The organism is Singulisphaera rosea, assembly GCF_054877945.1.
Map to the genome: position 1 here is coordinate 42,092 of NZ_JBTYIP020000022.1, position 24,517 is coordinate 66,608.

Below are 24,517 nucleotides of genomic sequence, written 5' to 3' on the forward strand. Positions count from 1 at the left end.
ACTCGCTGAACGTTCATTCGATCCTCGAAGTCAACCTCGGTTTCGACTCGACCCCGCGCTTCGCGCGGGGTCGCGTTGTTCCGGACCCCACCGAAGCGAACAGCAAGGTCGTTCTCACGGTTTCTTCCCTGTGACGCCGGTCACACGACTCACATCCCAGACGAGGGTCGAGCCTCGGTAAAAGCCCGCAAGAAGCTTCGACCCGTCGGGAGAGAAGGTCAGGATCGAGGCCCGGCGGTCGCCTGGGTCGATGGTCAGGACATTCTCACCGGTCTCGATGTTGAAGAGGCGGAGCGCGTCCTCGCCGGGGTCGCCGGCGTAGTTGAGGTCGGAGGTCGCGACGGTCCGGCCGTCGGGGGCGACGGTGAGGATGCAGCCGTGGTCGTGGGGATGTCGGATTTTGCGGCGGAGTGCCCCCGACTCGACGTCCCAGACGTAAACGAATTCATCGGACGAGGAGACGAGCGTCCGTCCGTCGGGGCTGAAGCTGCCTTCCCACATCTGGGCCCAGTCCGGTCGGTTCGCTTTCTTCTGTTCGGGGGATCTCCAGTCGGCGACGAACCGCGTCTCGTCCTTGCCCGTCAGGGCGTCGATGCGGTGGACCTCGCTGTTGCCCATCGCCACGTCGAGGATTTGAGTGCCCGGGCGGAAGTTCATCGCCTCGATCGACCAGAAGCCACCTCGTCCTCTGTGGAGCGGCGTTTTGTAGAGTGCCCGGCCTGATTCGACTTCGATACCCGTCAGGTGCGTTTCGTTGAGACCGCCGTGGGAGGACGCCACGACGAGGACCGTGCGATCGGGGGAGAGGGCGGCCTGGCGGATCTCGTCATGGATGACCCGACGGATCGGGTGCCCGGTGTTGGCCTCGTAGATCGCGACGATCCCGTCGTGATACTCGACGGGGTCGTCTCGTCTCCCCGCGACGACGACGCGACGACCATCCTGGGAGAAGGCCACGAAGGCGGGGCCGGCGGCCCAACCGCTCGGGCTGATGACCGGGGCGAGGAGTTGGTGCCAGAGGAGCTTCCCCGTCGAGACCTCCCAGACGCGGACCTCGCCGTCCTCGTGGCCGGTCACGATCCGGTCGCCCCTCGGCGACCATGCGGCGGACTTCACCCCGCCTGTGGGAGTCCGCTCGTCATGGAGGAGTCGGCGGCCTTTCGAGGCCTCGAAAAGCGCGATGGTGTTGTTGATCGGCATGGCGACGATCGAGCCGTCCGGGGAGAAGGCGGGCGTGTGTCCCCAGGAACCCGGCAGGTCGATCTCCCACTCAACGCGGCCCGACTCGGCGTCGAGGATCCGCAGGAGGCTGAAGTCGGCCACCGCGAGGCGCTTGCCGTCGGCCGAGAGCGCCGCGTAGCCGAAGCCGTGCTCGTCCTCGCCGTTCAGGGTACGCAAGGCCTCCCCGACCGCGAGGTCCCACACCTGAATCTTGGTCATGTTGACATTTTTTGCCCCATACTTCAGCCTCGTCTCCGAGATCGGGACGACGGACTGACCGGCCGAGATGACCCGGCGACCATCGGGAGTGACCGAAACGGACTGCATGAGAGGAGTTCGCCCCTCCTTGCCCTCGTCCTTGGGCGTGAACCGGCGGACGAGGGTTCCGTCCGCGACCCGCCAAACCGAAATCGTGGTCGATGACCCCGAACCCACGACCAACCCGCGTCCATCCGGTGTGAATGCGAGACAAAGCGGCCCGACGCCGGATGTGGCGCCAAACCCTCCCATCATCTGGCCGCGTGCGGGCTTGCGTTCCCCGACAACGATGTCGCGGAGAATTTCACCCGGCTTCGCGACGGTTCGGAGACGGACGACCCCGTCATCGCCGGCGCTCACCATGAGCGTGCTGTCGGGCGAGAAGCCCACGTCGCTCACGCCGCCTTGGTGGAGCGTCTCGCGCAGGAGCATCCGGTCATGGGCCAGGTCCCAGAGTGCGACGTGGCCGTCGATCTCGCCCCAGGCCAGCAACTTGCCGTCGGGTGAGTAGGCGAGCTCCTTGACCCAGCCGGAAGGATGATCCGGAAGAATCAACGCCCGGACGATCCGGCCCGTCCGCACGTCGAACAACTCGACCTTGGGGATCGGCCCGTTCGCGCCCGAGGCCGCGATGAGCGTCCCGTCCGGGGAAAACGCGATGCTCGTGAGGAAATCCCTCGTCCGCAGGTCGTCGGTGCCGACGTGGAGCAGGGGCTTTTCCGTCAAGGCCGGGGGGGTGCCTCGGGGAGCGCCGGTACCGCTCGTGGCCGCGAAGGGGCCGGCCGTCGCGGCGACCGCATGGAGTTTCACGGCGGCGACGGCGAAGGCGAGTCCCGCCAGGACAGCCGGCGTCGCACGCTTCCAAAACGGCGTGCGAGGCACCTCGACCAGGAGTCGTTGAATCCGCTCGAAGAGGTCGCCGGTCCTGGCCGCCCCCACCGCGGCGACTCGGCCTTGGCGCCCGGCGCCCAGCCGCAGGAGAGTACCGGCGAGCCCGGCGGGGTCGTCGCCCGCCGAGGCGCGGTCGCAGAGGAACTCGGCCTGGGCCTCGAAGCACGCCAAGGCTCGCCAGGCCAGCGGATTGAACCACTGGAACGCCGCCATCGCCCTGGCCGCGAGCGCCGTCCAGAGGTCCCCGCGCCTGAAGTGCGCGAGCTCGTGACGAAAGATCGCCGCACGCTCGACCTCGGCGAGGCCGGCCCAAAGTTCCTCGGGGACGACGAGCCTGTAGCCCCCGGGCACCCGACAGAGCGCCGGTCCGTCGTCCCGGGTGACGAGCAGGGAGATCGACGTCGAGGTCCCCCCCTCGTCGAGGACCTTCCGCCAATGGTCTTGCCACTCGACGGGTGCCGGTCTGGCGGCGCGGATCCTGGCGACGAACGCGCCATAGCGCAGGGCCGCAACCCCGACCAACGCCAGGACTCCGACGCCCCAGCCGAAAACGACAACGGCCGGTGCGTAGTCGGCAAGGCTCCACGACCGCTGCGGGCCCCCGGACGCGAAGGCCGGAGCCGCCGCGAGTTCGGGGACGCGGCGGGTCGGCACCGGCCCGGCGAGGGCCATCGACCCGCGCGGACCGACTCCCAACGGTCGGGGTGGTGACTCAGAGGCGTCGAAGGGGAATGGAAGAGTCGGCACCCGGAGAGGGTGCTGCGATGAAGCCCCGGGGAATGCGACGGGGATCGTGATCGGCAGAAGGATGACCCCCTGCGCCAGGACGAAGAACCATGCCCATTGCTCGGACCTCGGCGCACGGGGCCGCAGCAGCCGAACGCACGCAGCGACCAGGAGCGCGGCCCCCGAAAGCCCGAGGGTCGCACGCAGGAGCCCGGCCGCGATCCAATCCGATGTCGAAATCATGGCGTCCTCCGTCTCGCCGTCGCCTCGGTCTTCTTCTGGGCGTCGGCCAGGAGTTGTTTGAGTTGGGCGATCTGCTCCTCGGTCAACGTCTGCTCGCAAAGCAACCGGGCGACGAGCGGGACCACGTCCCCCCGGCCGATCTTCGCGACCAGCTCGCGCAGGTGGCCCACCGAGACCTGGTCTCGCGAGGCCACCGCACGATAACGGGCCGGCCGCTCCTCCGAGCGATGGACCAACCCCTTCTCGGCCAGGCGGTTCAGCCGGGTCTGCATCGTCGGGTAGCCGACGGGCTTCCCGAACTCGCCGAACCCCTCGTGGGCCTCCCGGATCGTGAGCGGACCCCGGGCCCAGAGCATCCCCAGGATCTCCATCTCCCCGGGCGCGACCCGGATCGCTCGACGGCTCATCGCATCACCTCGCCCGGACGATTTATGACGCAGGTCATACGGGCGATTATTATGATCCAGGTCATAAACCACAAGAGGGCGACACCAGGTTTTCCCGGGGCTGCTCGGAAGGCGGAGCAGGGGGCCTCGCCTCCACTCACAAGCGAACACGTCACCCATGTTTATGGATTTCAGGGCGTCTGACCCCAAACCTGTTTTTTTCTTAAGAGAATGGGTTTCCGCGAGAGTCCAGGACGACATCCCGGGAGGGCCTGGCGACGTCGCGTGCTTCAAAGCCGGGTTTTCGAGGAGAAACCGGGTTCTGGGACCGACATTTATTGACGCGATGACCCCGGCTTGACGGGGCGTCCTCGCTGTCATAGTCTGACGCGTGACGTGGGATCGTGGAGTCGATCGCGAATGCGCCTGCTGATGGTCATGACGTGCCTGGTCGTGACGCTTTGCACCCCTCTCATGAGGCTGGTGGAAGTGGCCGGCGAGTTCGCGCGCGTCCTCGAGTCGGCCGCACTCGTCGAGACGGAGGACGAATTCGAGGCAACGGACGGGAGTCTCGACGACGACGAGCGGGAGGTCGCTCTGCGTTGTCGACGTCGGCGCGATGTCGCGTCCGACCTCGGCCTGGCCCGTGGGTTCCTCCGCTCGTACGGCTTCTTCCTCGCGTCATTGTCCGCCCTCGCCCGCCCCGCTTCCGGGGTCTTCGCCCGGCCGTCGACGCGGCACCCTTGGGCTTCCGACGTCGCCGGTCGGCGACTCGCGCGGCTCCAACTCTTCCGGTTCTGAGGCCCGAGCCCGGGACTCCTCGCGTAGCCGAGGGACTTCGCACGAGGTCGGCGCTCTCCGCGAACGACGGAGCGGTCGCCGGCCGCCCGGCCCAACTTGCGTCGGGATATCTCGAGACATCTTCGGACGTCCTGGAGAGGCGAAAGCCCACCGAGTCGAGGGACGAAGACCCGTCTCGGTCCCCCATCTCCCCGAAGAGGTACGGAAGTTGGGCACACACACGGCGCCGATGGCGCCTTTATCATCGATGGCGACATGGATGCGCGCGACGAACGAGGCAACGACGACGGGGCCATTGACGGGTTCAAGACATGACTTCGGAAGGATTCGAAGGCCGAGGGAGTCGGAATGATTTCTCCCCGATGTCGCCATAGGGATGCGCTCGTGGGCATCATCGTGGCGATCCTGATCGGAAACGCCGCGATCGCCGTGCGGAACGTGGGAGCCATCGAGCGGGCGAACGCGGAGGTCGCTCGGGCTCGCGAGGGTCTCGTTGCGCTCGAGCGAGTGCCTGCGCGCCTCCGGGACGTCGAGTCGTCCCTGCGAGGGTTCCTCTTGACGGGCGAGCCCAACGACCTCCCGCCCTACCGCGAGGCCAAGGGGCAACTCGTCGCCCAACTCGAACGGGTCTCGACGACCATCACCCCCGAGCCGAGGCAACGGGAACGGTTCGTCTCGCTGCAACGCCAGGTCGAGGTCCGGATGTCGACGTTGCGACGGGCGACCACGCTCCGCCAGGAGGGCCGGGCCGAAGACGCCGTCGCCAGCGAGCGGGCGGATTCGGGGAAGGCCGCCGAGGAGGCGATCGGCTCGCTGCTCGGCGAGTTGGAGACCCGAGAGCGCCGTCTGCTCCTTCGTCGCGAGGCCGTCGCCGCGAGCGTGCTGAGGAGGACCGTCGGGGCCTTCTCGCTCGCCACCGCCCTCGCCGCCTTCCTCCTCGCCCTGTCCGTGTACCTGAGCCGCCGGCACGACGACGCGTTGGCGACCGCCGATCTCCTCCTCAAGCGAAAGCACCGCCCCACACCCCGAGGCCTGAAAGACTCCCCCGGCCCGAACCGCTGAGCCTCGCCGAAGCACATCTCACCGCCGACGGTCGCATTCGATGCCTTCGCGCGAGCACCGCGGATTTCGGGAATCCGGTCGGGGCGTTGTCCGCTAAGGCCATGAACCGCGTATATACCTTGTTATGAAATTGGCTTCGATCCGATGGGCCGTCCGTTCGCGAAGACTCGCCGGCGCGATTCCGAAACGAATGATGGCCTCCCCCCCCATCACTCGAGGATCCAGTCTTTGCAGTACAATATCTGGCTCGGCAATCCGGCGGGAATGAACTACAACTGGCAACTCCTCTGCGATGAGGTCTTCGCCCTGTTCAAGCCGGTCATCGCCAAGACCCACTTCACGGGCCCCTACGTGCGGTCGACGATGGCGAAGCCCGCGATGCAAGTCCACGACTTGCTCATCTACGTGGTCGCCTCGCAGGAGCGTGGCGTCCTCGCCGCACGCTTCGGCTACAGCCAGATGCCCGACGACCAGTACGGTCAGACGTCCTGGGAAGGGATGCTCACGGGGTCCGAAGTCTACACGCGAGGGATGTCGCCGAAATTCATCGCCAACCTCGTCTTCCACGAGGCGCTCCACAACAAGACCCACCAGGGGAACTCGCTCCACTCCCACGACGGCCTGGCCGGGAGTCCGATCGGCGAGTACACCGAACTGAGCTCCGGAAACATCTCCCTGATGGCGAAGAGCCTCAAGAAGCACCACCCGCAATGGGTCGACGGTTTCGACGCCGTGACCCAGGGGAGTTCGACGGGCTCCAACTCCTCCGACCCGCTCGACGGCCTTTGAGCCTCGCACGGATCGTCGTTCGCATTTCGAGGCGAAGACCCGGGCCAGGCCCTGAGACGACGTCGATCGTGCTTCGACACCGCGTCGGAAGGGCAGGGGCGCCTCGCGTCGGGTGGGCTCGGATTTTCGTACTGACGGAATTCGTCGATTCGGGTACAGTCCGGCCACGACCAAGGGATCGGCGCGAGGGTGGCGAAGGAATGCATCGGGCGCCGGTGGAATCCCAGGTCTCGAGAGGTCCCCCCGATGGGATGCGTAGGCAGAGCGATCGGGCGAGGAGCCCGTCTCCTGATCGTCGTCCAGGCGATCCTCGGGATGGAAGTCGAGGTCGTCTCCGACCCAGGCGCCTCCGGCCTCTGGCTCGACAGGCTGTGTACGGCCTTCGAGACCCTGTTGGCGAGCCCGACGGCGATGCAGGAAACCCTCCCGGTCGAGGACATCGCGCCCGTCCTGGCGCTCACCTCGGACCTCGGCATGCCCCTTGCGGTCAACGAGTCGGTCGCTCCTCGGCACCGCAAATTGTCCGCGGGCGTTGCGAAGCTCCCCACGCCGAGCGCGCTTTGCCCGCCGCCAACCGCCCCGCACGGCCCCGGCCCGACCGCCTCGGCCCCTCCTCCGCCTCCTTTCCAGGCCCCGAGTCAACTCTGCCGCTTCCGGTGTTGAGACTCCTTCGAAGGACCATGACGCCTCTCCGCCCGAGGGGGTGAACGCCGAATTCCGAGGGCGACGACCCTGGAACAAACCGGCCGACGCCCTGCCGAACCACAACTCGATCACGACATCTCCAGGAGTAAATGTTTGGCCGACATACGTCGACCGAGGGCCGACGAGGATTGCCGACTCCCCCATCGCGAAGGGCGTCGCCAACGCGCATCGTCCACCGACTCGAGACCTGGCCCGAGACCTTGGTCTCGGATGTGGTCCTCCGGTCGCCCGGGACTTTGGCAAGGGCGGCGGGTTTCCTCAAGTCGAGCGGGCGACCTCGCAAGGTCACGCCAAGAGACCGGCGCACCAGGTCGACGTCGGATATCATGGCCTCGATCGGCCGGGATTCTCGTCTTGGACACCGCGGAAAAAGGGCCTGCCCGCACATCGGGCAGGGATCCACTCGGGAGTTGGATATCGGGAATGGATCGACGATGACCAAATATTTAATGCTCATCCGGGGGGCGCGACTCGGCCTGTTCCAGACGACCACGCTGCTCCTCCTGGGCCTGGTTCCGGTGCCGGTCGGCCTGGAATGGGCGAGCTCGGTGCGGGATAGCGCCCGGTCGCCTCGAATGAATCAGATCGACCGCGAGCGCACCGCCGGGGGATATTACCAGGGGTTGATCGGCGTCGACGCGGCCGAGCGGGTCGCGACGGGGCCGTCCCATGCGGCGACGAAGCCCGTTGGCGCCGTCCCCTTCACTCAGGCCAATGTCTCGAAGCGAGTCGAGCGCGACTTCCTCCTGCTCGAGCTCCTCCCGAACATCAATCGGCCCCTCTTCGGAAATACGTTCTCCACCAACAGCCACGGCATGCGCGACCGGTCCTATGACCTCGAGAAGCCGGAAGGGACCTTCCGGATCGCAGTCCTCGGGTCGTCGATCGACATGGGGTGGGGGGTCGGGACCGAGGAGACCTACGTCAACCTTTTGGAAGACTGGCTCAACGCCGAGGCCGTCCGGCTCGGCAACCCGAGGCGGTTCCAGGTGCTCAACTTCGCCGTCGCGGCCTATGGCCCGATGCAGCGACTCGAGACGTTCCGCCGCAAGGCGGTCGCGTTCCAGCCCGACATGGTCCTCTTCTCGGCGACGATGCTCGACCTTCGCCTGCTCGAGATCCACCTTTGCGACATGCTCCAGAACCGCGTCGACCTCCGCTACGACTACCTCCGCAAGGTGGTAGCCCACGCCGGGGTCACCGAGGCCGACCTCCGGGTCGACGCGAAGGGGGGCCTCGTCGACAAGGAACGCCTCAAGGACAAGCTCCGATCGTCATACTGGCCGATCTTCGACGCAACGATCGGCGTGCTCGAGGCCGACTGCCGATCGTTGGGGATTCCCCTGGCGACCCTGATCGTCCCCAGGGTCGGCGAGTCCGACTCGGCCGAGGCTCGCAGGCCGATCCTCGGCCGGCTCCGCGAAATCCTCGGCCGGCACGCGGACGCGGTCTTCGACCTGTCGAGCACCTTCGACGCAACCGACCCGACCGAGTTCGAGATCTCGACCGACGACGACCACCCCAACCCCGCCGGACATCGCCGGATCTTCCAGGGATTGTCGAAGTCCCTGGTTCAGAGCGAGCTCCGCGACGCCCTCTTCCCGACCTCGATGTCGGTCACGCCCCCGGCAGCAACGGTCGCGGCCGAGTGATCACCCGGCTCGTCCGCCCGCGACTCACCCTTTCTGGGGAACCTGCTCGAACGCCCAGAAGATGAAGTCGGTCGCGGGCGGCTCGATGCCGACTCGCTTGTGCTTCGACGCGACATGTCCCCGGTGGTACGTCGCGTGGTTCACCACGTGGCGCAAGACCATCCAAGGGGGGCAACACCGCGACCCGCCCCCGGCTCCGCAAGCTCCGAGGCGAGGTTTTTCTTACCCTTTTGTCAACGGCGACGCGGGTAGATTCGAAAAATCCTAGCTTCGGGCTGCGGAAGGATATGCGCGTCGATTCCTTCGGCCCCTCGGACGCCGGCGCCGGGACTCACGGTGGGATCTCATTGCCGGTTTCAAATCCAGATCCGGAGAAAGATTTACGGCTTCAGGACAAGGTAGGGAAGAAGTCTATCGGACATCACCCACGGTCCTCTAATCCTTTAAAACTCATTTTGTCGACCAAAATAGTCAACTTTCTATTGTCTTTCCTAATCGAATTGGTAAAGATGTTCCGCGAGCCCAGGATTTGGCTCGTGGCTATGACGCATGGTGATGCATCGACGTCGATGCCAAGCAAGGAGTTGATATGTCGACTTGGTCCACGCCGGCCGGGTTCTCCGCGGCCGGCCCTGGGGCGAGTGTCGTCGTCGGTTCGAGGATTCGGGCGTTGTCCCGCCTCGCTTGGGGTGTTGGACTCTTGAGCTCCGCTCTCGTTGGATGTGGCGGGGGCGACCGCGTCCCGGTGTATCCGGTCGACGGGAAGGTCGCGTTCAAGGGCGAGGCCCCCAACGGCGCGCTGATCGTCTTCCACCCCGCAAAGGGAGGCGGAGAAGGGACGCTCCGACCCTCGGCGCAGGTCAAGCCGGACGGTTCGTTCCGGCTCACGACCTACGACGGGAACGACGGGGCCCCCGCGGGCGATTATTTGGTGACCATCCAGTGGTACAAGCTTGTCACCAAGGGCAGGGATGTCCAAGCCGGCCCGAACGTCATCCCGAACCGCTACGGCACCCCCGAAACCTCCCCTTTGAAGGTCACGATCGGGGAAACCCCGAATGACCTTCGCCCCTTTGAAATCTCCGAGTAAACCCGAGTCCTTCCCCAACCTAAAGAGGGAAGCTCCCCCCCATTCGCCTTTACGAGCGAGAGGATTCACTGATGCGGCGTCTCCCGAAGAAGAAGCGTGCCTTCACCCTGATCGAACTCTTGGTGGTGATCGCGATCATCGCGGTGCTGATCTCCCTGCTCTTGCCCGCCGTCCAGGCCGCCCGCGAGGCCGCCAGGCGCACCCAGTGCGTGAACAACCTGAAGCAGGTCGGCATCGCCCTCCACAACTTCCACGACGTGAACTTGAACCTCCCCTCCAGCGACCGGCCCGCCGGGGCGACGTCCCTGCCCAGGATCGCGGCCCTCACCTTCATGCTCGGGTACTTCGAGCAGAGCAACCTGTACAATAATTATAACCAGTCGGTGAACTGGAGCTCGCCGATCAACTCCACGGTCGTGCTCGTCAAGATCAACATGCTCCTGTGCCCCTCGGCGCAGAACAACGACGTCCTCGACGGCGACCCGAACCCGCCGATGACCTGGGCTGCGAACGTCACGGCCGTGACCGACTATTCGCCCGTCATCGGCGTCGACACCCGGCTCGGCTCGACGGGCCTCAACCTCGTCGGTGCGGCGGGCAACACGACCACCGTCGGCGCGTGGACGGGCATGCTGCCGAAGAACGTGAAGTCGCGGCTCGCGGACGTCACCGACGGCCTCTCGAACACCATCGCCTTCGCCGAGTCCGCCGGCCGCCCGTACGTCTATCGCAAGGGAGGCAAGCTCTTCAGCGGTGACCTGCTGACCCACCGGAACAACGCCGGCGGTTGGGCCCGCCCCGCCAGCGACTTCAGCGTCGACGGCTCGAGCCTAGACGGCAGCGTCGTCCCCGGCCCTTGCCCCCTGAACTGCACCAACGGCGACGACATCAACGGCCAGACCTTCCCCTATCCCTACTACGGCTCGGAAGGGACCGGCGAAGCCTTCGGCTTCCACCCCGGCGGCGCCAACTTCCTCTTCGGCGACGGTTCCGTGAAGTTCCTCAAGGAGACCATCGGCATCCGGATCTTCACCAACCTCGTCACCCGAGCCGGCGGCGAAATCGTGAGCTCCGACCAGTATTGACGCACGGTCCAGCCGACCAAGTCGTCTCGATGACCCGGGTGCGGGGCAAAATCGCCCCGCCCACCGGGGAGACGCCGAGTCCATGATCGACAACGATCCGAGATCGGGCCAAAACGAACCACGGATAGACTGCGCACCAGAAAAACAAATCGATCCACAGATAATGCAAATTGGCATAAATAAGACTGCAGAACCTCCAATTCACCTGCGTCGACCGGGACATTCCATGGACCTGTTTTACATTCTACATTCACAAAATTTTAAAACTGTCTCTATAAGATCACGGAACCCGTTATTCCTACAGCGATTAACATCCGAGGAGCACCTCTTTGATACAAGCCCGAAGCGCAAGCGAGTGAATCCTCTTCGATTTCTTGCGATGGGATTCACTCGCTTGCGCTTCGGGCTTGTAAAAGTCATCCCGAGGAAGGCATCCGGTGGATGCAATCCGATTGTGATCCGCCCTAACACTTATCGATTCTCCAACGATTTCATGTTACGCCCCCTTTTTCTGGCCCCGTCGTCGATTCGACCGAGGCAGCGATTGAACGTCATGAGCGTCGCCACCAGCAGGCCGAACGCAATCAAGCCATAAGTGAGAATCCAGACGACGAGCCAGATCGCCTGGGGTTCGATCATGTCCTTCGGCCCACCTTCACCGCTGAATATGGCGTTGGAGAAACCGACACCGAAGAACGGACTGGCCGAGGCGACGCCGAAGGCAAGACTTTGGGAGGACCGACCGAACAGCAACATCCCGAAAGGAACGGCCCCGACCAGCGAAATGATGTAGAGACCGCTGGTCAAGGCGATGGCCCGCCCCATCCGGGGAATCCAGATCGCCAGGGCAAGCCCAAGACTCGTGATCGCGGCGCCGTAGGCGAGGACCAGTCCACCGATCAGGAATGGGGCGAAGATCACCCCGCTGCGGGTCGCGAGACTCCCCGAGATCAACACCGGCAAGACGACCAGCGGTGGGACGCGGCTGAAGGCCCCCCACCACTTGGCCAAGACGATCGACCGGGTCGACAGCGGAGTGGTCAGCAAGACGTCGAGGCTGCCACGCTGACGCTCCTCGGCCAGGCTCGTCGAGGCCGAGACGCTCAGGAGCAGCAAGGCGGCCGACACCTGGAGCCCACTGAATACCGCGGGCCCCTCGCGAGCGGCACCCGAGGAGCTACCGATCGCCGCGGCGATCGCCCAGAGGCCGAACACCCCGGAGAGGATGCCGAAGAGGCTCCAGACCACGACGGACCAGACCGACGGCCGACGCCGATGTCGCTCGTACCAGAGCACCGGATTCGCGTCGAGCAACCGCGAGGATCGTGACGGGACGGCCCAATCCCCGTCAACCCCGGCGGACTTGCTTGAACGGCCCACACGCCCCGTCGCCTCACCGCGGCCGGCCTGTTGGATGACGACCCCCCGGATCCGCCAGGTCGACACAAAGGCCAGCAACGCCGAAGCCAGCAGGCCGAGCGCGAAGAACCAGGCTTGCGCCCCGAACCCGATCGATCGGATGCCCGGGAACCCGTCGATCGGAGCGATCACCAGAACCACAGGATTGTACGGCAGCAGGGCCTGATAATTCGGCAGCCAGCCCGGCCAGGCCCACCAGGGCAGCAACAACCCGAGCCCCGCCGAGATCGGCGCCGACAACAGCCAGAAGATCCCGAACGCATAGGTCGCGATCAACACCTCGTGCGTTTTCCGACCCCAGACCGAAAGGGTCAGGGCCAGCGTACAACCGAAGGCGGCGCAGGCAAGGCACACCAGGATCGCACCGATCAGCGCCACCGGGTCGACGCCACCGAAGAGCGTGGCCAGTGCCAGCACCGGGACGGTGCAACCCACCAGGCCAAGCACCGGCACCAGCCTCGCCGCCAGCTTGCCCAGCACAATCTCGGCGTCGGTCAGGTCGGTCGCGAACAGCAGGGTCAGGTTCCCTCGGGCCTTATCCAGGCAGATGGCCCCGGCCGTGGCCGCCGGCGCCGCGAGGCCGACCAGCCCGAGGAGGATGATCGTCGTGACAGAGTAGAACTGCCGGCCGATCGCCACCTGCTGCCTGAACGTGAGCTCAACGCCGCCGTCGCGGCCACCAAGCCAAGATGCCGAAAGCCCGATGAGGAGCATAAGCACCAGCAACGACCGCAAACCATAGCCCTGCCAGCGCCTCGAGGCCGCCAGCCATTCGGACACGAAGACCGGCCCTGCCAATCGGTAAATCGACATCAGGTTGGCCTTCCCCTTTCCACAGGCCCTCGAAACCCCCGCCAGGCGGGCCATCTCCTCGTCCTGCTCCGGGCCGACTTGGCCCAACTTTACAATGCAAAGCTTCTCGAAGGCAAGGGTTTTCACGTCTTCTCAAGACGCGCGGGGCCCCGTGGCTTCCTCGGCCGAGACGTCAAACCTTCTCGAGGATCGTGACTCCTCGTCCCGATCGCCCTCAGTTCGGCGTCAAGGCGCTCCCGCGGCTCACTTCCGAACCGACCGCCCTAACCTCTCTCATCCCTTCGCCATACGGGATAAGCCCATTTCCAAGAGGTGTGGGCCTTGAGCGATTGACCGGGAAACTCTCGGAGACAACGAACAATCGAGCCCCTTCGTTACACTACGATCCGGAAATCCCGGACGGGCAGGGGGGACGAAGTCCATGGCCGATGCTCACAAGGTCGTCGCCGATCGTTACATCGAGTTGCTCTTCGAGGCCGGAACGGCGGTCGGTCTCACGGACGATCAACTACTCGACCGCATCGTGGCCGATCGCGACGAGGCGGCCTTCAGGGCGCTGATCGAGCGGCACGGGTCGATGGTGCACCGGGTCTGCTTCGGCGTGCTCGGCGACCACCACGAGGCCCAGGATGCGTTCCAGGCGACGTTCCTGGTCTTGTCTCGTCGAGCCGGCTCGATTCGTCGGCGTGATTCTCTGGCGAGTTGGCTTTACGGCGTCGCCCTACGCGTAGCCTCGTGCAACCGCTCGGCGTCAACTCGTCGGCGAAAGCACGAGCGGGCCCGGGCGGCACTTCGAGCCGCCGAAGCCGACCGGGCGGATCAGGGAAGCCACGGATTCGAGCCGCATCTGCACGCGGAGCTTGGCCGACTCCCCGAACGGTTCCGCGCCCCGGTGATCCTCTGCTACCTCGAGGGCCGGACTTACGAAGAGGCCGCCGAGGTGTTGCGGTGCCCGGTGGGGACGATCAAGAGCCGCCTGGCGACCGCCCGCCGGCGCCTGCGGAGCCGGCTGGAACGGCTCGCCCCGGCAACGTTGGCGGGGACGTTCGGACGGGCGGTCCCTCCGGAAACGACAGTAGTCGCGGTCCCGGCCCGGCTCGTGGACGTGACGATCCAGGCAATCATGAACCGTTCTTCGGGGGCGGTCGTCGGGAGACTCGCCCGGGAGGTGCTCAACGTGATGATCCTCAAGCGCATTGCCGCGGGCGTCGGGGGCCTTGTCGTGTCCGCCGTACTGGCGACCTTCGCCGTCGAATTGGCCCAGGCCGCCGGCGGGCCGGCAACGTTCGGCTCCAATCCCGAGCCGCCGCCCCCCCAACCGACAGCTCGACGGGTAGGCCAAGCCACGGCCGAGGAGTCGACACCCAAGCCGCAAACCGGGGACGCGAAGACGCCCCCCATGGCGCTGGCCGGGCGAGTCACCGATGAGCAGGGCCGGCCCGTCGCAGGGGCCCATGTCCGCTTCCGCCAATTCCGGACCGGCGTGCGACCTTTGAGAATTGCCGCGGGCGTGGTCGCGGCATGGGAAGTCCGAACCGACGCCTCGGGACGATACCGCGTCGATGGGATCCGCTGGAACCGTGGCGGAGCCTATGAACACCTGGCGATGGATGCCAACGCCCCGGACTTCGTCGAATCCGTCAACCTCCACTGCTCGGATCGCTCGCACGCCACCGCGAGGACGGGTGAACTCCCGGAAATCAAACTGCGCCGCGGTGTCGCCGTCACGGGGCGTTGCGTCGGCCCCGACGGCAAGCCCTCGGCCGGCGCAATGATCCGCGTCACTTATGCGCAAGAGCCAATCAGCAGCCTGGCCCGGACGAGGACGACCGACGCCGAAGGCCGATTCCGGCTCCAGATCCCCTTCGGCCGGGAAGCCGAGTTGATCGTCTTCCCGACGAAATGGGCACCTCGGAGGGTCGACGTCGCAGCGGGGGGCGGTGACCTGGGAGATATCCGGCTCGAGGCAGGCGTCGGGACGACCGGCCACTTGCGAGACCCCGGTGAAGTCTTCAACGGGCCCGGTCGCGCGAAAGGGATGGTGGCGGTGCTGAACGCCCCCAATCGACACTCGCGGGAGGGCGGAGTCATCGCGATGGAAAGCGTCGATCGGGGCAGGTTCGGCTGGTTCCCGATCACTCTCGCGTTCCGGACCGATCACGCTGGGGACTTTCGCATCCCGGCCTTGAAGGGCTCGTACAAGATCTGGGCCACCTCGGCCCACGATCACGGTCCGGACGATCGCGGCCCGATCGTCTCTCCCGACGCCGTCCCGGCGGTCATGCCTCGCGTCATGAACTTCGATCTGGGTTCCGGGGTCGACCACCAGATGCTGGTCCTCCAGACGGCGCCCGAGGTCTCGATCCGGGGCATGGTTACCCTGCCGGATGGGAAGCCAGCCCGGGGCGTTTGCCTCTGGCTGCTCGCCCAGATTGGCGAAGGGAACCGCCTGACGCCCCTCCGTTGGACGTCCACGGACGGCGCCGGACGTTATGCCTTGACCGGCATCCCGCAAGGTTTGGCGCAAACCCATCTCGAAGTGTTCGCCGAGCCGCCCGACAATCGCTCCAACTACAGCATGGTCGCCTCCGGACGATTTCAGGGGAGTGGCCGGGGCAGGAGTGTGGCCTTCAAGCCGCTCCAACAGGACCAGGACCCCCTCGACTTTCGCTTGAAGCTCGAGCATCCGCAGCCGCTGGCCACGCCTGCAAACCCTTCGGCCGAGGAGAACGCTCTGCTCGAGTTGGGCAAAGAGGCCGAGCGGCTCCAGGAGGTTTTCATCAAGGCCCGAGGGGAGAACGACAGCCCCGCCCGGCAGCTCACCCTGTATCGGGAAGACCACCCTCACAGTCGTCTGGCCGGTCGCTTTCTGGAACTGGCCGCGGCCAACCCCGACAAGCCGGCATCCATCAACGCCCTCGGATACATTTTCCGGTCAGCACTCGGGGCCGGCGACCCCGAGGCCCCGATCTCGAAGGCCCGGGAGCAAGCCGTCGATCAGGTCATCCAGCGACATCTGGCCAACCCCGATATCGTCTTCTTTCTCACGGGCTTCACGTATGGCGTCCCGACTCCCAAGGGAGAAACGCTCCTCCGTTCGGCCCTGGATCGCAGCCCGGACCGCGAGGTTCGGGCCGCGGCCTGCTATGAGCTGGCCCGCTTCCTGCAGTTCAAGGCGAGTCTCCCGGACACCCTTCGAAAAATGAAGGAGAGTCCTCGTCCTGACGATCCCTTCGCTCGGCAGGCGAAGGAGCTGTGGATGCGGAACCTGGAACGGCTCGGAGACGTCGATGTTCCCAGGGCCCGGGCGGAGGCCGAGCAACTCCTCGAACGGGTCGGCCGCGAGTTCGCCGACGTCCCACAAGCCCGGTATTCGATCCAGGGGCCGGGAGGCGTCCAGATCTCCAGGGTCGCGTCGCCGGACCCCGAGGCGAAGACCTATGGCATCCTCGCCGAGTCGGCCCTGTTCGAGTTGCGACGCCTCACCATCGGCCAGCCAGCCCCGGACATCGAGGGCGAGGACGTCGACGGCCGACGGTTTCGGCTCAGCGAATATCGCGGTCGGGTCGTGGTCCTGAGCTTCAGCGGCAACTGGTGCGGACCTTGCCGCGAGATGTATCCCCAGGAACGGACCCTGGTCGAGCGGCTCAAGGATCGCCCGTTCGCCATGCTGGGCGTCAACACGGATCCCGATCGTGAGACACTCCAGAAATCGATCCGAGAAGGCGAGATCACCTGGCGCAACTGGTGGGACGGCGGTCAGGACGGCCCGATCACCTCACGCTGGAACATCCGGTCCTTCCCGACCGTCTTCGTGATCGATGCCAAGGGCAACATCCGCGAGATCGGCCTCCGAGGTGCAGACCTCGACCGGGCGATGGATCGACTGCTGGCCGAGACGAAGGTGGGAAAGGACTGAGAATCCCTTGCGAATGCGTCCTCGTTCCGAGATCACCTCGAGAAATGTCGAAACCGGCATTCCCGTCGAGACCGCGGATGTGATCGTGTGAATCATTGCGGTTCAGCTCCTGACGGCCCGATCTGGCCAGCTCTCGCTCCGGTCAAGGTCGGGGGCCGTCGTGATCGCGGCGGCCCTCTCCCGCCCCATGGCCGCGAAGCCGGCGTTCTGGCTGCCGATTGCAGGGTTTTGGGCGATCGCAACTGTCGTGATGGCCGTCCTGGATCTTTTCGTCTCCTGCCTCGTCGAGCCATGGCGCACAAACCGCCGATTCTCCCACCGAACACTCCGCCGCCTGCGGGTCTGGATGCCGGCTGTGATCATCTTCGCCGCAGCCGGCACGGTATGGATGATGAAGTGGCAATTCGATTCTCCCTTGAATCCGAAGCTCATACCAGGATTTTTGGCCGTCTTGGTCGTGAGTCTCTTCGCGACAGCATCCCTCGACCTGGCCGCTCGATTTACGGTCATGGGCCTGGGCCGCCGACTTTCGAGGCAGGTCTTACGCCCGGTGTGAGCCACTCTTTTCATCCACAGATTCAAATCGAAAAGTGTTTACTCCAAAGAGAACCCTTGGCGGTCGCTCGAGGCTTGGCTACGATTCGAACGTCGAACGGTGCGACCGAAGTTCTCGAGATCCTGCATCAGCTCGCCAGGCCACGGGAAGGCGGGAGAGTCCGGTGGAGGACGGAGGGTGCGATGGCATTCCCGGAGGTGTCCGCGTCGCGAAGGCCACTGGCGATCTATGACCTCATGGTCCTGGTCGCGATCGCGACCCTACCGTTGACGGCGATGAGCCCGCCTCGGGCGGCGGGCACGGCCACGGCCGCACTCTTGATGCTGGGCGTCGGGATGGTGCTCTGGTGGCTCCCCAAGTTCGGCGTCCGGGGGAGCTGGGCCTGCTCGCTCGCGTTGCCGTGCTTCATGATCGCAACGTTTATTTATCTGATCCTCTCCCTGGTCATCTTCGTCAGCGACCCCGCCGCCGCGATCCTGGTCATCGGTTCGCAGTTGGTGGCCCTCCTTTACGCCTCCTTTCGCTGGTGAGCTCGCGAGCGACCTCCCCGAACTCGACGTTGCGACCGATCGATCGCGGCCGGGCCTCCTGACATGGCGCGGGAGCGGGCCGTTCGGTCCGGTTCGGCGCGTTGACAGGGGCGTCGGGCGACGGGATGCTTGAATCGACCGCGACCATCATGTCTCGAGTCGACCGGGATCGCGCGGGCCGACGTTTCCGTTGCCGAGGGGATGACCATGCGCTGGCGAGGCGAGCAGGAGAGTGACAATGTCGAGGACCAGCGGGGCAGGGCGATGGGACCGGTCGCGGTCGGGGGGGGCCTGGGCACGATCGCGATCTTCCTCGTCGCCGTGCTGCTCGGGGCCGACCCCCGGCAGATCCTCCGGTTCCTGGCCGACAACCAGCAGCAAGGGGCCCCCGGGCCGAACCCGCCAGGCGCCGAGGCCCCCGTGGACCCGGCCCAGGAGGAGCGGGTCTCGTTCGTCAAGGTCGTCCTGCGCGACACCGAGGACGTCTGGGATGAGCTGTTCCGGGAGGCGGGGCGGACTTACGAGAAGCCGAAGCTCGTCCTCTTTTCCGAGAGCACCCAATCGGGCTGCGGTTTCGCCAGTTCGGCGGTCGGTCCGTTCTATTGCCCGGCCGACTCCAAGGTCTACCTCGACCTCGGGTTTTTCGACGAGCTCAACCGAAAATTCCGGGCACCCGGCGACTTCGCCCAGGCTTATGTCGTCGCGCACGAGGTTGGCCACCACGTCCAGAATTTGCTCGGGAGGAGTGCCAAATTCGACGCGATGCGACGGCGGATGGACGAGGTCGAGGCGAACGCCTTGTCGGTCCGCATGGAGCTCCAGGCCGACTTCTACGCGGGCGTCTGGGCGCACCACGCCGACAAGATGAAGAACATCCTCGAGGACGGCGACGTCGAATCCGCCCTCCGCGCCGCGACCGCCATCGGGGACGACACTCTCCAGAAGCGGAGCCAAGGCCATGTCGTCCCCGACGCCTTTACCCACGGGACCTCCGAGCAGCGGGTGCGATGGTTTCGCAAGGGCCTGGAGACCGGCGACGTCCGCCAAGGGGACACGTTCCAGGCCGACCCGCTCTGAGCGGCCTCGGCTCGAAGCTTTACAGCATGCGTGACTCCTGTTACGCTCGCCTTCATGGACGGTTGGCCGCTCGAGCCGGCCGATTCGACACATCATTGGTTCGGCGCAATCAATCAAGCGATCGACGTGTAGCAGCCGGGGAGATCGTGCGAAGGGGTTGAGGAAGGACCAACGCGACCTCCCCCCGGGCTCGCCCTTCGTCGGGCCTTCCCGTCGAGTTCAAGTCCATCGCACGAGCCTGAGCATCCCGCGGCCTCTGCCGCGACGGAGAGGCGAGGACGAGACCGATGAGCAACCAGGCCGACGTCCAATCGATCGACTCGCTCAAGGACTTCCGCGCCGCCCTGGCGATCTTCGCCGACGACGCCCTCGGGGCCATCGGAGCCGTCGAATTCGAGGCGAAGCGGATGGTCCAGTGGTTGCAGCACGACCGCCGCGACTACTGGCAGCAGCAGATCAAGCGGCGCAAGGAACAGGTCGCGATCGCCAGGGCCGAGGTCTTCCGGCGCAAGCTCGCCAAGACGGCCGACTACACCCCGGCTTTCAGCGAGCAGAAGGAGATCCTCCGGCAGGCCGAGGAGAGCCTGCGCGACGCCGAGATGCGCGCGATGGCGGTCAAGAAATGGGGGCCCGTGCTCCAACAAGCCATCTTCGAGTATCACGGTACCGTGCGCCGAATGAGCAACATCGCCAGCGGCGACATCCCCCGCGCCATGGGGCTGCTCGAGCGGCTCGTCGACTCCCTGGAAGCTTACCTCCGGGTCACCGCCCCCTCGGGATCAGGCCCCAACAGCTCATCCTTCGGGTCCATCGGCAACACCTTGCTCGACGAGGACGACGCGAGGGTCGCGGAGGAGGCTGAGGCCGACGCAAAAGCCAAGGCGGGGGCCGAGGCTCCCGCACCCGCAGATGACGGCACCATCGCCCGCGCGGCGGAGCTCGAGACGACCCGAGACGAACCTGATGCCAAGGAGACGCCGGCCTGATCCGGAAGACCGGAAGACCGGCCCCAGTCCTGCCCACGACCAACGACCGAGACGACCCATGCCCAATCCGAGAGTCATGGCCGGTTCCCACCGGCTCAAGCACGCGGTGAAGAGTCTCCGCGATCACTGGTTGACGACGGAGCCGACCTGGAACGACTCGGTCCGGCGCCGGTTCGAGGACCGCTACCTCCTGCCGATGGACTCGGCACTCGACTCCGCCCTGATCGGCATGCAGAAGCTCGCCGACGTCCTCGACAAGGTCCGCCGCGACTGTTCCGACCGGAGCGAGATGCTGTGAGCACCCTGCCCGGTACGACGTCGACGGCCCCCCAAGAGCCCGACACCCCCGCGCACGACGAGCCGACGATTCTCGCCCGGCAGCGTGAGGCTTTGCGTTCCCTCCTTCGCCTCGTGTCGGACCGTGCCGAGTCCGAGACCAAGCTCGAGCGTTCGAGGACGACCAACGACAACCTGGCCGATCAGGAGTACGAAAAGACTCGGCAGGCGCACACCGAGAGGCGGCAGTCGCTCGACAACGATGCCCGAATCTCCGACGAGCAGGGACGTCGAGCCATCATCGACGCCGCCATCGCCGGCGAGGCCGAGGCGAAAGCAAAGTTTGGCCAGGCCAGCCGCCGAATCGCCTCCGACTTTGATTTTGTCAAAGAGCGGGCGAAGTCCGACGCCCAACGCGCCCGGACGGATATCACCGCCGCCTTCGAGGCCGCGGAGAAAGAGGCCGCACGAGCCTACGCCAAGGAGCGGAAGCCTATCGACGACGCCACCGGCGTCCTCGAGTCGATGCGGGCACGCGTCTCGGCCGTCCTCGACAATTACGGCAAGCTCAAGCTCAAACCCGGGGCGACGGCCCCGTCGCGCACGACCTACCGCGGCGACGACCTGGTCGATCAGCTCTTCGACATCCTCACCAAGGCGAGGCCCTCGCTCGAGCTCCTCGAAGGGCTCGTGATCCCGAAGTCGATCAAGGGGAAGCGCGAGGCCTGGCTCTTCATCGTCCCGTTTCTGTTATTGATTTATCCCCTCGCGAGGATGCAAGACTTCGCCACGGGCGCGGGGATCGCCGCTGCCGCGGCCGGGGTGCTCGGCTTCGTGCTTCGCACGAAGCTCTTCGCGCTCGCGAAATTCCAGCTCGAACGCGAGCACGACCGCATCTCGCAGTCGCTCGTCGACGCCTCGGCCCTCATCTCGCACCTCAGGACCACGGCCGACGAACGCTTGAGGACGCAGAGGACGAAGAACAACAAGCAGAAGAACCAGGACCTCCAGACCGCCAACCAAAATCACCAAACGGCCATCACCAACGGCGAGAACAACCGCGACGAGCAGCTCCGCAAGATCAACGAGGTCTATGCCCAGAAGCTCGTGGAGATCCAGACCACCCAGCAGCGCGACATCCGCACGGCCATCGACTCCTTCGACCGGCGGGCCCGGGAGATCGAGGACGCCTCCCGAGAGAACGCGACGAAGCTCGACGAGCGATACCAGGCCATCAAGGCGAAGCTTCAAAGCCGACATGAAACGGCGTACGAGACGCTCAAGGCCCGCTGGCGTGACGGGATGGCCGAGGTCCGCGCAACGCTCGAGGAGGTGAACCGGCAGGTTGACTCAATCGCCCCCAGGTGGGATGACCCGACCTGGTCCGACCGGCCGTTCGCACGAGCCGTCCCCCCGGTCCTCCCCTTCGGCGAAGTCCGACTCGACCTGGACCGGATGCCGCAAGGCATCTCGCCCGACGCCGGGCTTATGGAGGGGATCGCGACGTCCTACCGCTTCCCGACACTCAGACCCTTCCCGAGTCACGGCAACCTGCTCGTCGAGGCCCCGCCCGAAGGTCGAGCCGCCGCGCTCGGCGTGCTCCAGGCGGCGATGTTCCGGCTCCTCACCACGCTCCCTCCCGGGCAGGTCCGGTTCACCATCATCGACCCCGTCGGCATCGGCCGAAACTTCGGCGCGTTCATGCACCTGGCCGACTTCGACGAGGCCCTGGTGACGAACCAGGTCTGGACCGAGGCTCGCCAGATCGAGGAGCGCCTGGCCGACCTCTCCGCCCACATGGAGCGAGTCACCCAGAGATACCTGAGGAACGAGTACGCGACGATCGACGAGTACAACGCCGTCGCCGGCGAGGTCGCCGAACCCTATCGCGTCCTCGTCGTGGCCGACTACCCCACCAACTTCGACGACAAGGCGGCGAACCGGCTGGCGAGCATCGCCGCGGGCGGAGTTCCCTGCGGGGTCCTCACGCTCGTCGCGGTCGACCGGGACAAGCCGCCCCCCCCCGGCGTCACGCTCGACGACCTCCGGGCCAATGCCCTCGTCCTGACGTGGGAAGGGGGCCGGCTCACCTGGGCCGATCCCGACTTCGGCCAATTCCCGCTCGCCCTCGACACGCCTCCTCCGCCCGAGTTCGCCACCCGCCTGATCCAGCGCTCGGGTGCCGCGGCGAGGGACGCCAAGCGTGTCGAGGTCCCCTTCGAGTTCATCGCGCCCGCCGACGGTGCCCTCTGGGTCAAGGACAGCCGAGGGGGTATCGACATCCCCCTGGGCAAGGCGGGCGCCACCAAGCGGCAGCACCTCTCGCTCGGCCACGGCACGTCGCAGCACGTCCTGATCGCCGGCCGTACCGGCTCGGGAAAGTCGACCCTGCTCCACGCCCTCATCGTCAACCTCGCCTTGAACTACAGCCCCGACGAGGTCGACCTCTACCTCATCGACTTCAAGAAGGGGGTCGAGTTCAAGGTCTACGCCACCCAGGGGCTCCCGCACGCCAGCGTCGTCGCGATCGAGAGCGAGCGAGAGTTCGGCATCAGCGTCCTCCAGCGCCTCGACGCCGAGATGCGCCAGCGGGGCGAGCGATTCCGCGACGCCGGGGTCCAGGACGTCAACGGCTATCGCAACATCCCGGGGGCCCCGCCGCTCCCTCGCGTGCTGCTGATCATCGACGAGTTCCAGGAGTTCTTCGTCGAGGAGGACAAGGTCGCCCAGGAGGCCTCGCTCCTGCTCGACCGACTCGTCCGGCAAGGCCGGGCCTTCGGCGTCCACGTCCACCTCGGCACGCAGAGCCTCGGCGGGGCCTACGCCCTGGCGAGGAACACCGTGGGGCAGATGGCGGTCCGAATCGCCCTGCAATGCAGCGAGGCCGACGCCTCGCTGATCTTGAGCGAGCAGAACACGGCCGCCAAGCTCCTCTCTCGGCCGGGCGAGGCCGTCTACAACGACGCCAACGGCCAGCCCGAGGGGAACCACTTCTTCCAGGTCGTCTGGCTCTCCGACGAGCGTCGGGAAGCCTACCTGAAGCAGCTCCGCGAATTGGCCGCAGAGCGCAAGCCGGTGCTGACCCGAACCCCGATCGTCTTCGAAGGGGACACCCAGGCGGCCCTCTCGGGCAATGTCACGCTCACGAGCCGGCTCGAGGCCCCGACCTGGCCCGCCTCGCCCCGCTCGTCGCGAGCCTGGTTCGGCGAGGCCGTCGCGATCAAGGACCCGACCTCGGCCCTCTTCCGCCGCCAGGCCGGCAATCACCTCCTGATCGTCGGCCAGAACGAGGAGCTGGCGCTCGGGATCATGGCCTCGGCCCTCATCGGCCTCGCGGCCCAATACCCGCCGGCCGAGTCGGAGACGGTCCGCTCCGGCGCCCGCTTCGCCATCCTCGACGGCACCCCCGAAGATCACCCCCAGGTCGAGGCCCTCGCCAGAGTAGCTGAGGTTCTCACCCATCCCGTCGCCGTCGGCGGCTGGCGCGAGGCGCCCAAGATCCTCGCGAGCCTCGCCGAAGAAGTCGAACGCCGACAGCAGCCGGACGCCGACGACGGCCCCGAGATCTTCGTCTTCATCCACGACCTGGGGCGATTCCGCGACCTCCGCAAGCGTGAGAACGAATTCTCGTTCTCACGACGGGACGACGACGCCGGACCGACCGACCACCTCGCCACGATCCTCACCGAAGGCCCCGCCCTCGGCGTCCACATCCTGGCCTGGTGCGACAACCTCAACAACCTGAACCGAAGCTTCGACCACCAGACGCTCCGCAACTTCGAGATGCGTGTCCTCTTCCAGATGAGCGCCAACGACTCCGCCCATCTCCTCGACTCGCCCCTCGCCGCCAAGCTCGGCCCCCACCGGGCCTTCTTCGCCAGCGAGGACCAGAACCAGCTCGAGAAGTTCCGCCCCTACGCCCTCCCCGACGACACCTGGCTCGCCCACGTCCGCGAACGCTTCCGCCAACGCTCGGCGACTGTCGGATGATATCAGAGAAGAGAACAATCAACAGTTGGCGCAGATAGCCAC

The 24,517-nt window shown here is 66.1% G+C and carries 17 protein-coding genes and 1 pseudogene; 14 read left to right on the top strand and 4 right to left on the bottom strand.

Annotated elements, in window-relative coordinates:
- Positions 1 to 114: 114 nt before the first annotated feature.
- Positions 115 to 3,339, bottom strand: a complete 3,225-nt coding sequence (locus ACYOEI_RS28825) for a M56 family metallopeptidase (RefSeq protein ID WP_462853115.1) — start codon at positions 3,337 to 3,339, stop codon at positions 115 to 117.
- Positions 3,336 to 3,746, bottom strand: a complete 411-nt coding sequence (locus tag ACYOEI_RS28830) for a BlaI/MecI/CopY family transcriptional regulator (RefSeq protein ID WP_462853116.1) — start codon at positions 3,744 to 3,746, stop codon at positions 3,336 to 3,338. Before ACYOEI_RS28830 ends, ACYOEI_RS28825 begins: the two co-directional genes overlap by 4 nt.
- 399 nt (positions 3,747 to 4,145) lie before the next feature.
- Between ACYOEI_RS28830 and ACYOEI_RS28835 the strand changes: the two genes are divergently transcribed.
- The 5 genes from ACYOEI_RS28835 to ACYOEI_RS28855 all read left to right on the top strand — a co-directional run bounded on the left by ACYOEI_RS28835 (position 4,146) and on the right by ACYOEI_RS28855 (position 8,734).
- Positions 4,146 to 4,526: a hypothetical protein gene (locus tag ACYOEI_RS28835; protein ID WP_462853117.1), complete on the top strand. Its 381-nt coding sequence runs from the start codon at positions 4,146 to 4,148 to the stop codon at positions 4,524 to 4,526.
- Between the two features lie 384 nt (positions 4,527 to 4,910).
- Positions 4,911 to 5,588, top strand: a complete 678-nt coding sequence (locus tag ACYOEI_RS28840; protein WP_462853118.1) for a CHASE3 domain-containing protein — start codon at positions 4,911 to 4,913, stop codon at positions 5,586 to 5,588.
- A gap of 228 nt (positions 5,589 to 5,816) precedes the next feature.
- Positions 5,817 to 6,377: a hypothetical protein gene (locus ACYOEI_RS28845; protein WP_462853119.1), complete on the top strand. Its 561-nt coding sequence runs from the start codon at positions 5,817 to 5,819 to the stop codon at positions 6,375 to 6,377.
- A gap of 246 nt (positions 6,378 to 6,623) precedes the next feature.
- Positions 6,624 to 7,040: a KH domain-containing protein gene (locus ACYOEI_RS28850; protein WP_462853120.1), complete on the top strand. Its 417-nt coding sequence runs from the start codon at positions 6,624 to 6,626 to the stop codon at positions 7,038 to 7,040.
- A 476-nt stretch (positions 7,041 to 7,516) separates the two neighbouring features.
- Positions 7,517 to 8,734, top strand: coding sequence for an SGNH/GDSL hydrolase family protein (locus ACYOEI_RS28855; protein ID WP_462853121.1), 1,218 nt, complete (start codon positions 7,517 to 7,519; stop codon positions 8,732 to 8,734).
- 24 nt (positions 8,735 to 8,758) lie between these two features.
- Here the strand turns inward: ACYOEI_RS28855 and ACYOEI_RS28860 are convergent.
- A pseudogene (locus ACYOEI_RS28860) lies at positions 8,759 to 8,911 on the bottom strand (DinB family protein); the annotation flags it as partial.
- Between the two features lie 412 nt (positions 8,912 to 9,323).
- Here ACYOEI_RS28860 and ACYOEI_RS28865 point away from each other — a divergent pair.
- Entirely contained in the window at positions 9,324 to 9,824 is a 501-nt protein-coding gene (locus ACYOEI_RS28865) for a hypothetical protein (RefSeq protein WP_462853122.1), read from the top strand.
- A gap of 71 nt (positions 9,825 to 9,895) precedes the next feature.
- Complete coding sequence (locus tag ACYOEI_RS28870) at positions 9,896 to 10,909, top strand: DUF1559 family PulG-like putative transporter (RefSeq protein ID WP_462853123.1); 1,014 nt, start codon at positions 9,896 to 9,898, stop codon at positions 10,907 to 10,909.
- Between the two features lie 471 nt (positions 10,910 to 11,380).
- On the opposite strand, the gene ACYOEI_RS28875 is transcribed toward ACYOEI_RS28870, so the two are convergent.
- A complete protein-coding gene (locus ACYOEI_RS28875; RefSeq protein WP_462853124.1) occupies positions 11,381 to 13,195 on the bottom strand; it encodes an ABC transporter permease in 1,815 nt (604 codons plus the stop codon).
- Between the two features lie 367 nt (positions 13,196 to 13,562).
- On the opposite strand from ACYOEI_RS28875, the gene ACYOEI_RS28880 reads away from it, so the two are divergent.
- The 7 genes from ACYOEI_RS28880 to ACYOEI_RS28910 all read left to right on the top strand — a co-directional run bounded on the left by ACYOEI_RS28880 (position 13,563) and on the right by ACYOEI_RS28910 (position 24,475).
- Positions 13,563 to 17,060 carry a sigma-70 family RNA polymerase sigma factor gene (locus tag ACYOEI_RS28880; protein WP_462853125.1) on the top strand — a complete coding sequence of 1,166 codons (3,498 nt, stop codon included), beginning with the start codon at positions 13,563 to 13,565 and terminating at the stop codon, positions 17,058 to 17,060.
- A gap of 160 nt (positions 17,061 to 17,220) precedes the next feature.
- Positions 17,221 to 17,616, top strand: a complete 396-nt coding sequence (locus ACYOEI_RS28885; RefSeq protein ID WP_462853126.1) for a hypothetical protein — start codon at positions 17,221 to 17,223, stop codon at positions 17,614 to 17,616.
- A gap of 182 nt (positions 17,617 to 17,798) precedes the next feature.
- Positions 17,799 to 18,146, top strand: a complete 348-nt coding sequence (locus ACYOEI_RS28890; RefSeq protein WP_462853127.1) for a hypothetical protein — start codon at positions 17,799 to 17,801, stop codon at positions 18,144 to 18,146.
- Between the two features lie 207 nt (positions 18,147 to 18,353).
- Complete coding sequence (ypfJ, locus tag ACYOEI_RS28895) at positions 18,354 to 19,223, top strand: KPN_02809 family neutral zinc metallopeptidase (protein ID WP_462853201.1); 870 nt, start codon at positions 18,354 to 18,356, stop codon at positions 19,221 to 19,223.
- Positions 19,224 to 19,510: 287 nt separating this feature from the next.
- Positions 19,511 to 20,209: a hypothetical protein gene (locus tag ACYOEI_RS28900; RefSeq protein ID WP_462853128.1), complete on the top strand. Its 699-nt coding sequence runs from the start codon at positions 19,511 to 19,513 to the stop codon at positions 20,207 to 20,209.
- A gap of 58 nt (positions 20,210 to 20,267) precedes the next feature.
- A complete protein-coding gene (locus ACYOEI_RS28905; protein ID WP_462853129.1) occupies positions 20,268 to 20,507 on the top strand; it encodes a hypothetical protein in 240 nt (79 codons plus the stop codon).
- Positions 20,504 to 24,475 carry an FtsK/SpoIIIE domain-containing protein gene (locus ACYOEI_RS28910; RefSeq protein WP_462853130.1) on the top strand — a complete coding sequence of 1,324 codons (3,972 nt, stop codon included), beginning with the start codon at positions 20,504 to 20,506 and terminating at the stop codon, positions 24,473 to 24,475. The genes ACYOEI_RS28905 and ACYOEI_RS28910 overlap by 4 nt, the downstream gene beginning before the upstream one ends.
- Positions 24,476 to 24,517 lie beyond the last annotated feature (42 nt).

Excerpts from the sequence above, each read along its gene's own strand:
- ACYOEI_RS28825 (WP_462853115.1), bottom strand. The coding sequence starts at position 3,339 with ATGATTTCGACATCGGATTGGATCGCGGCCGGGCTCCTGCGTGCGACC.
- ACYOEI_RS28830 (WP_462853116.1), bottom strand. The coding sequence starts at position 3,746 with ATGAGCCGTCGAGCGATCCGGGTCGCGCCCGGGGAGATGGAGATCCTG.
- ACYOEI_RS28835 (WP_462853117.1), top strand. The coding sequence starts at position 4,146 with ATGCGCCTGCTGATGGTCATGACGTGCCTGGTCGTGACGCTTTGCACC.
- ACYOEI_RS28850 (WP_462853120.1), top strand. The coding sequence starts at position 6,624 with ATGGGATGCGTAGGCAGAGCGATCGGGCGAGGAGCCCGTCTCCTGATC.
- ACYOEI_RS28855 (WP_462853121.1), top strand. The coding sequence starts at position 7,517 with ATGACCAAATATTTAATGCTCATCCGGGGGGCGCGACTCGGCCTGTTC.
- ACYOEI_RS28865 (WP_462853122.1), top strand. The coding sequence starts at position 9,324 with ATGTCGACTTGGTCCACGCCGGCCGGGTTCTCCGCGGCCGGCCCTGGG.
- ACYOEI_RS28870 (WP_462853123.1), top strand. The coding sequence starts at position 9,896 with ATGCGGCGTCTCCCGAAGAAGAAGCGTGCCTTCACCCTGATCGAACTC.
- ACYOEI_RS28875 (WP_462853124.1), bottom strand. The coding sequence starts at position 13,195 with ATGGCCCGCCTGGCGGGGGTTTCGAGGGCCTGTGGAAAGGGGAAGGCC.
- ACYOEI_RS28880 (WP_462853125.1), top strand. The coding sequence starts at position 13,563 with ATGGCCGATGCTCACAAGGTCGTCGCCGATCGTTACATCGAGTTGCTC.
- ACYOEI_RS28890 (WP_462853127.1), top strand. The coding sequence starts at position 17,799 with ATGGCATTCCCGGAGGTGTCCGCGTCGCGAAGGCCACTGGCGATCTAT.
- ypfJ (WP_462853201.1), top strand. The coding sequence starts at position 18,354 with ATGCGCTGGCGAGGCGAGCAGGAGAGTGACAATGTCGAGGACCAGCGG.
- ACYOEI_RS28900 (WP_462853128.1), top strand. The coding sequence starts at position 19,511 with ATGAGCAACCAGGCCGACGTCCAATCGATCGACTCGCTCAAGGACTTC.
- ACYOEI_RS28905 (WP_462853129.1), top strand. The coding sequence starts at position 20,268 with ATGCCCAATCCGAGAGTCATGGCCGGTTCCCACCGGCTCAAGCACGCG.